The following is a 1,125-nucleotide window of genomic DNA, read 5'->3' on the forward strand; positions in this document are numbered from 1 at the left end:
ATTGAAACTTGGGGATTAAGAAGTGAGAATGGAAGATATTCGTCGCCAAATGTCAGAGAAATAACCAATATTACAATTAAAAATTGTAATTTAGCGATAATAAACTCAATAACATTAAATAGTTAAATAAAGTTAAAAAAATATAAAAACGCACTTAATAAAATAAGTGCCGCGAGAGATTTCAGATTTTAATATAATAATTAAAATTCTTGATTAAGAGCACGATAGGCAGCTCTGGCTGCGATAAGATCATCTTGTGTATCTACACCCACACCAGGAACTTCTAATGCTTTTGCAACATGGATTTTTTCACCATACCACAGCACACGCAGTTGCTCTAACATTTCAATAGATTCTAATGGGCTTGGCTCCCAAGTAATATATCGACGTATAAAGCCCGCGCGATAAGCATAAATACCAATATGGCGTAAATAGTGCTCACCAATTTCATCATGTGACAAATTAAAACGATCTCTTTCCCAAGGAATGGTTGCACGAGAAAAATAAAGTGCGAAACCTTTTGCATCCATCACAACTTTCACCGCATTCGGATTAAAAGCTTCTTTTGAGTCAACAATAGGCACCGCTAATGTCGCCATTCCTGCGCCACAACTCGCCAAATTTTCGGCTACTTGAGTAATAATAGTGGGTGGAATAAGAGGCTCATCACCTTGTACGTTAACGATTATCTCGTCATCTGCAAATTGGTATTTTTCAATGACTTCAGCTAAACGTTCTGTACCAGAATGGTGATCTTCGCGAGTCATGCACGCTTCCCCACCCGCTTTTTCAACTGCGGCAACAACATCTAAGTTATCAGTTGCAACAATGACTCGGTTTGCACCAGAGCGCATAGCCTGTTCCATTACACGAACAATCATAGGCTTACCATGAATATCCGCGAGAGGTTTACCCGGTAAACGGGTCGATGCATATCGACCTGGGATAATGACCGTAAACATGAAGTTACTTTTCCTCTTCTAGTGATAATTCTCTTGCTTCATTCTCCAGAAGAACGGGGATATTGTCACGTACAGGATAAGCTAAATGATCAATTTTGCAGATAAGCTCTTGAGTTTTTCTTTATCAAAGCATAAGTTTGCCATGGCAAACTGGGCAAGCAAT

The 1,125-nt window shown here is 38.9% G+C and carries 1 protein-coding gene and 1 pseudogene; both read right to left on the minus strand.

The annotated features are described in order from the left end of the window. Nucleotides 1-200: 200 nt before the first annotated feature. Nucleotides 201-962, minus strand: coding sequence for a 3-deoxy-manno-octulosonate cytidylyltransferase (gene kdsB / locus BHE89_RS18020; protein WP_069368242.1), 762 nt, complete (start codon nucleotides 960-962; stop codon nucleotides 201-203). Between the two features lie 4 nt (nucleotides 963-966). Then, nucleotides 967-1,125 (minus strand): annotated as a pseudogene (locus BHE89_RS23525) (Trm112 family protein); the annotation flags it as partial.

Source organism: Shigella sp. FC1967 (genome assembly GCF_001743005.1).
GTDB lineage: Bacteria > Pseudomonadota > Gammaproteobacteria > Enterobacterales > Enterobacteriaceae > Proteus.